We start from the raw sequence: 7,199 nt of genomic DNA on the forward strand, positions 1-7,199 counted from the left end.
CTCCTCACCTTTTCTTCTTGGCTTCTACCCGGCTGGCTCGCGCAGCGTCACACGGTCTTTGACACAATTCTGGTCGATCGTGCGCTCGGTGAAAAGCGGTTTGTCATGACAAATCTGTCAAAGGCCACACCGCCCTGTGCAGCGCAAGGCCGGCGACTGCCATGGCTATGGTGTTCCACGGCCGGACATTTGTTGATAGCCTGCCGCACCGACAGACGATACTCGGGGGCTACCGAATGACCTCATCCAATCCCGCATCTGCTGCACGGCGCAACGAAGCGTGGAGACAGGCCGGGCGGACACTGGCCGCCGCTGCGGCCGTGGTCGCACTGGCGGGTTGCGAGGACAAGAACACGTTCGTGGCACCGCCGCCGCCCAAGGTGGACGTGGCAACGCCGGTGCAGCGTCCAGTCACACGCTACATCGAGGCCACCGGCAACACCGCGCCGATCAAGAGCGTCGATCTCGTGGCGCGGGTGCAGGGCTTCCTGCAATCGATCGACTATCAGGACGGCACCTTCGTCAAGCAGGGCACCCAGCTGTTCACGATCGAGCCCGAGACCTACAAGCTCAAGGTCGAGCAAGCGCAGGCGGCCGAGGTCGGCGCGCAAGCCACGGTCAAGCAGGCCGAAGCCGATTTCAAGCGGCAGGTCGAGCTCGTGCAGCGCCAGGCGGTCTCGCAGTCCACCCTGGACACCTCGACATCGACCCGCGACAACGCTCAGGCCAACCTCCAGCAGGCCCAGGTCAATACGAGGCTGGCCGAGGTCAATTACGGCTACACCAGGGTGACAGCGCCGTTCGACGGCATCGTCAGCGCCCACCTGGTCTCGGTCGGCGAACTCGTCGGCGTCTCCTCGCCGACCCAGCTCGCCTCCATCGTCGCGATGGATCCGATCTGGGTGAACTTCACGGTCAACGAGCAGGACGTGCTGCGCATCCGCGCCGAAGCGGTCCGCCGCGGGCTGACCGTCGCCGACCTCAAACAGTTGCCGGTCCAGGTGGGCCTGCAGACCGAGGCCGGCTATCCGCATGAAGGCCACCTCGACTACGTCTCGCCGACCCTCAATACGTCGACAGGCACGCTCGCGGTACGCGGCGTCATACCCAACGACAAGCGGGCGCTGCTGCCCGGTTATTTCGTGCGCGTCCGCGTGCCCTTCGACCAGGAGAAGAGCGCCCTGCTCGTCCCCGACACGGCGCTGGGCAGCGATCAGGGCGGTCGCTATCTGCTGGTGGTCAACGGCGACAACGTCGTCGAGCAGCGCAAGGTGCAGATCGGCCCGGTCGACAACGGGCTGCGCGTCATCGAAAGCGGCTTGAAGCCGGACGACCGCGTCGTCATCGCGGGGCTGCTGCGGGTGATCCCGGGCCAGAAGATCGATCCGCAAACAACGAAGATCGAGCAACCGCAGGCGTCTGCCAAGTAGGAGCGCCAGCCATGATCTCAAAATTCTTCATCGAGCGGCCGGTCCTGTCGAACGTCATCGCGCTGTTGATGATCTTGATCGGCGGCGTCGCGCTGTTCAACCTGGCGATCGCGCAATACCCCGACGTGGTGCCGCCGACGGTGCAGGTCACCACGCGCTATCCCGGCGCCAGCGCCAAGACCGTGATCGACACCGTTGCCTTGCCGATCGAGCAGCAGGTCAACGGCGTCGAGGACATGCTCTACATGCAGTCCTATAGCGGCTCCGACGGCAGCTACACGCTGACCGTCACCTTCAAGATCGGCACCGACCTGAACTTCGCGCAGGTGCTGGTGCAGAATCGCGTCTCCAGCGCATTGTCGCAGCTGCCGCAGTCGGTACAGAACCAGGGCGTCACCGTGCAGAAGCGATCGACCTCGATCCTGCTGTTCGTGACGCTGACCTCGCCGGACTCCAGGTACGACAGCCTTTACCTGAGCAATTACGCCACCATCAACATCCGCGACGAGCTCTCGCGCCTGCCCGGCGTGGGCAACGTCACCGTGTTCGGCGCCGGCCAGTATTCGATGCGGGTCTGGCTCGATCCCAACAAGCTGCAGGTCCTTGGCCTCGTGCCGCAGGACGTCATCAACGCGATCCAGCAACAGAGCCAGCAGGTCTCCGCCGGCCAGGTCGGCGCGCCGCCGACGCCGCCGGGCCAGGCGTTCCAGTACACGCTCAACGTCAACGGACGGCTCGACGACACCAGCCAGTTCGAGGACATCATCGTCAAGTCGGGGACCAGCGGCGACGTCACGCGCGTGCGCGACGTCGGCTGGGTCGAGCTGGGGGCGCAGACCTACAGCCAGATCTTTTCGCTCAACAAGCAGCCCGCCACCGGCATCGGCGTATTCCAGTCGCCCGGCGCCAACGCGCTCCAGGTCGAGCAGGCCGTCGAGAAGAAGATGGCGGACCTCGCCAAGCGATTCCCGGAAGGCATCAAATACGACACGCCGTTCGACACCACCAAGTTCGTCGAGGCCTCGGTGCACGAGGTCTACATGACGCTGATCGAGGCCGGCCTGCTGGTGCTGGTCGTGATCCTGGTGTTCCTGCAGGACTGGCGTGCGATGCTGGTGCCTGCGACGACCGTGCCGGTCACCATCATCGGCGCCTTCGCGGCGATGGCGGCGCTCGGCTTCACCATCAACATGTCGACGCTGTTCGCGATCGTGCTCGCGATCGGCATCGTGGTCGACGACGCCATCGTCGTGGTGGAAGGCGCCGCCCACAACATCGAGCAGGGCATGAACGGCCACGACGCCGCGATCAAGGCGATGGACCAGCTGTTCGCGCCGATCGTCGGCATCACGCTGGTGCTGATCTCGGTGTTTTTGCCGGCCTCGTTCCTCGCGGGGCTCACCGGGCGCATCTATTCGCAATTCGCGCTGGTGATCGCGGCGACTGCGCTGCTCTCCGCCATCAACGCGGCGACGCTGAAGCCGACGCAATGCGCGCTGTGGCTGCGGCCGACGGTGCCGCCGGAGCAGCGCAATTTCTTCTACAGAGGTTTCAACGCGGTCTATGACCGCGTCGAGCGCGGCTACACAAGGCTGATCACCTTCCTGTGCCGGCACGCGACGGTGTCGGTCGCGTTCGCGCTGCTGGTCATCGGCGCCAGCGCCTACGGCCTGTCGCGGGTGCCGACCGGTTTCCTGCCGATCGAGGACCAGGGCTATCTGATCGCCGCCGTGCAGTTGCCCGACGGCGCCGCGCTAGAGCGGACCCAAACCGTGCTCGACAAAGCGAGCGGGCTGATCAAGGAGACGCCCGGCGTGGCGCAGGTCATCACCATCGCTGGCATCTCCGCGCTCGACAACAGCGCCAGCCTTGCCAATGCGGGCGTCGCCTACATCATCCTGAAGGATTGGGACGCGCGCAAAGGGCCCGGCGAGGATCTGCGCTCACTGGTGTACGGGCTCAACGACAAGCTCGCCACCATCATGGAGGCGCGCACGCTCGTGCTGCCGCCGCCGCCGATCCAGGGCATCGGCAACGCCGCCGGCTTCTCGATGCAGGTCGAGCTGCGCGACGGCAACAGCGATTTCGCCAAGCTGCAGGCGATCACCGGCGCGATGGTCAGCAATGGGCAGAGCCAGAGCGCGCTGCAGCGCGTGCAGTCCTCGTTCCGCTCGTCGGTGCCGCAATTCAACATCGAGATCGACCGGGTCAAGACCCAGACACTGCACGTCACGACGGACCAGGTGTTCTCGGCGCTGTCGACCTATCTCGGCTCGTCCTATGTCAACCAGTTCAACAAGTTCGGCCGCGTGTTCCAGGTCTATACCCAGGCCGATCCGGCCTTCCGCGTCACCGAGCGCGACATCGCCAACATGCAGGTGCGCAACTCGAACGGCGACATGATCCCGATCGGCACCGTCGCCAAGATCACGCCGGCCACGGGACCGTCGCTGATCAGCCTCTACAACCTCTATCCGTCCTCGACCGTGATCGGCCTGCCGGCGCAGGGTTACTCCTCCGGCCAGTCGTTGAAGCTGATGGAGGAGATCGCCGACAAGACGCTGCCGCCGGGCACCGGTTATGAGTGGACCGCGATGTCCTATCAGGAGAAGGCGGTCTCGAACCAGATCTACTGGGTGTTCGGCCTTGCCATGCTGCTGGTCTATCTCGTGCTCGCCGGCCAGTATGAGAGCTGGTACGCGCCGATCTCGGTGATCCTCGCGGTGCCGCTGTCGCTGCTCGGGCCGATGCTGATCCTCTCCGGGCTCAAGATCGACAACAACCTCTATTGCCAGATCGGCCTGATCCTGCTGATCGCGCTGTCGGCCAAGAACGCGATCCTGATCGTCGAGGTCGGGCTCGAGCTGCACGGCCGCGACGGCAAGCCAGTGCTGGAGGCCGCGATCGAGGCGGCGCGCGCCCGCTTCCGCCCGATCCTGATGACCTCGTTCGCCTTCATCCTCGGCGTGGTGCCCTTGGTGCTCGCGACCGGCGCCGGCGCCAGCGCGCGCAAGTCGATCGGCATCACGGTGTTCTCGGGCATGCTGGCCTCGACCTGCCTCGCCGTGCTGTTCGTGCCGGCCTTCTTCGTGGTGGTGCAGCGCTTCGAGAACTGGCGGGCGAGCAAGAAGGCGCCGAAGGTGGAGACTGTGGCAGTGAAGTAGGCAACGGCTGCCAACCACAATCGTCATTGCGAGCGCAGCGAAGCAATCCCAGAGCCTTTCCGGGGAGAGAGTCTGGATTGCTTCGTCGCTTCGTTGCGCTCGCAATGACGGCGAGAGGGAATGCACCGTAGTTCACGCCTTCTCCGCCGGAGCCTGCCTTGCCTCGCCGCTCGACACCAACAGCACCGACACCTTCGACTGCCGCAGCACGGCGTCGGCGACGCCGCCGAAGGAGAGGTGGTCGGCCTGGATGCGGTCGACGCCCATGACGACGAGATCGACGTCGGTGGTGTCGATCTCGCGCAGGATCGCGGCCTCCGGCGCCCGGTTCACCCGCAGCGTGGTGGTGATGTCGACGTCGTAGCGGGCGGCGAGATCGCTGGCGTCCTTGAGGATGCCCGCCTCCTGGCCGAGGCCACGCGAGGCGCCGCGCTGCGCGCCCTTGTCGCGCGTCGTCGCGACATAGATCACCCGCAGCGAGCCTGATCCTCCTTGCGCGAGCGCGACCGCCACCTCGGCGCCGCGCTTGGAGATGCCGCTGCCGGAGACCGGAACCAGGATGTTGAGCGCCTCGGGCGCAGGCTGCTTCAGGTGCTTGCCCTTGGCCGCGACGATCGCGAGCGGTCCTTCGAACTTCGCGGCGATGTCGTCGATCCTCCGGTCGAAACGGTCCTTGGCCGTCACGACCTTGTCGACGCCGACGACGAGAAGATCAAAACCCTTGCGCGCCTCGTCGGCGATGGTCTCGCCGAGCTCCGCTTGCCTCGCGCGGGTGACGACATCGACGTTGCCGGCCCCGCCGTCGCCATGGGCGGACACGACTTCGGCGGCCTTCTTCACCACCGCTTCGTGGCTCTCCTCCTGGTCGCGGCCCTTCTCCTGCTCCTTCGCGCTCTTGCCGATATGCAGCACGGTAATCGGCAGCCCGCGCATGCCGGCGATCAGGCCGGCGATGTGGGCGGCAAAGGTGGCGTTGACGCTTTCGTCCACCGCCAGCAACGGGCGCTCGAGATTGGCGAGGAAACCGCGCTTCTCGAACTCCTCCCGCTCCAGCCGCTCCTTCTCGTCCTTGTTCATCGGCAGCCTTGCCAGCGCAGCGCGCAGCATCGGCGGCATCGCCATCGTGGTCACGATCGCCATGGTCACGATCATCGTGAACAGGTTCTGGCTCAGCACGCCGATGGACAGGCCAATGGTCGCGATGATCACCTCGGTCGAGCCGCGGGCATTCATGCCGCTCGCCAGCGCCAGCGACTCCCGATTGTTCAGGCCGCCCAATGTGCCGCCGACGAAGGCGCCGCCGAACTTGCCGACGCTGGCGATCACGACCAGGAGGCCGGTGAGCATCAGCAGATTGGGATCGCGCAGCACCGAGAGATCGGCGCTGAGGCCGGCGAGGCCGAAGAACACCGGCATGAAGAAGCTGGAGATCAACCCGCGCAACCGCTCGTCGATCTGCCGCGTCAGGATCGGGGATTCCCCGACCAGGATGCCGGCGACGAAGGCACCTAACACGGTGTGCACGCCGATCAGATGCGTGATCAGCGCCATCACGCTCATCAACAGCAGGATCACCGTGATCACCGCCGCCGCGCTGACGAGATTGTCGTTGGCCCAGCGGATCAGCTGGAACACCAGGCGACGCCCGATGGTGAAGCTGACGGCGAGGAAGGCGAGCGTGCCCAGCACGGCTTTCGCCACCGAGGCGATATCCAGCGTACCGTGCGAGGCCAGGCTGAAGATGACGGCGATGATGATCCAGCCGATGGTGTCGTCGATCACGGCGGTCGCAACGATGATCTGACCGACATTGCGGCGCATGAAATTCATCTCGCGCACGACCACCGCGACGATCTTCACCGAGGAGATCGACAGCGCCGTGCCCATGAACAGCGAAGCGACCAGGCGCTGTTGCGGATTGGGCAGTAGCGCATCGGGCAAAAACTCGCCGAGCGCAAAGCCGCAGGCGAAGGGCACGAGGATGCCGGCGATCGAGATCGCGATCGCGGCCCTGCCGACTTTCCTGACCAGCTTGAGGTCGGTCTCCATGCCGGTGAGCAGCAGCAGGAGCAGGATGCCGAACTGGGCAATGCCGTCGAGCATCGCCTTCTGCTCGGGTGCCTTCGGGAAGATCGCGTGCTGCGCTTCGGGCCAGATCCAGCCGAACAGCGACGGTCCCAGGATGATGCCGGCGAGCAACTCGCCGATCACCGAGGGCTGGCCGACGCGCTGCATGATCTCGCCGAGACCGCGACCGACCGCGATCAACAGCACGATCTGCGCCACCAACAGGAATTCGGATGGGCCAGCCGCTTTGCCGCCCTCGGCACCGGCCGCAATGGTGGTGAGGACAAGCGCCGCGGGGACGAGGCCGACCGGTCGGAGCAGGCGCCATGGCATGCTGGTGTCTTCCCCCTTTGCCCGCCCCGAGGTCGGGGCCACGGGGATAGAACCCGCCGGAGGTGGAGCGGGTTCCCGAGACGTGAGGCGTGCCCCGGACGCAGCGCAGCGCCGCTTGGCGGTGCGCTGCCGAGCCGGGGCCCACGCAACACGGGAATACTTGGCCTCTGGGTCCCTGTGTCTTGGAAGTCTGTCAGGATGGGGT

General features: G+C 65.7%; 3 protein-coding genes. 2 read left to right on the forward strand and 1 reads right to left on the reverse strand.

The genetic code is table 11. The features are described from left to right. Window positions 1-236: 236 nt before the first annotated feature. Entirely contained in the window at window positions 237-1,430 is a 1,194-nt protein-coding gene (locus tag CV770_RS26585) for an efflux RND transporter periplasmic adaptor subunit (protein WP_201760052.1), read from the forward strand. An 11-nt stretch (window positions 1,431-1,441) separates the two neighbouring features. Then, window positions 1,442-4,594: an efflux RND transporter permease subunit gene (locus tag CV770_RS26590; protein WP_104464467.1), complete on the forward strand. Its 3,153-nt coding sequence runs from the start codon at window positions 1,442-1,444 to the stop codon at window positions 4,592-4,594. Window positions 4,595-4,726: 132 nt separating this feature from the next. Here the strand turns inward: CV770_RS26590 and CV770_RS26595 are convergent, their stop codons facing one another. Next, window positions 4,727-6,994: a cation:proton antiporter domain-containing protein gene (locus tag CV770_RS26595; protein WP_104464468.1), complete on the reverse strand. Its 2,268-nt coding sequence runs from the start codon at window positions 6,992-6,994 to the stop codon at window positions 4,727-4,729. Between the last annotated feature and the right edge of the window lie 205 nt (window positions 6,995-7,199).

This window comes from Bradyrhizobium sp. AC87j1 (genome assembly GCF_002936975.1).
In the GTDB taxonomy this organism is placed as follows: domain Bacteria; phylum Pseudomonadota; class Alphaproteobacteria; order Rhizobiales; family Xanthobacteraceae; genus Bradyrhizobium; species Bradyrhizobium shewense.

What these genes read in the sequence shown, in the direction of transcription:
- CV770_RS26590 (WP_104464467.1), top strand. Translation starts at nt 1,442, where the DNA reads ATGATCTCAAAATTCTTCATCGAGCGGCCGGTCCTGTCGAACGTCATC.
- CV770_RS26595 (WP_104464468.1), bottom strand. Translation starts at nt 6,994, where the DNA reads ATGCCATGGCGCCTGCTCCGACCGGTCGGCCTCGTCCCCGCGGCGCTT.
- CV770_RS26585 (WP_201760052.1), top strand. Translation starts at nt 237, where the DNA reads ATGACCTCATCCAATCCCGCATCTGCTGCACGGCGCAACGAAGCGTGG.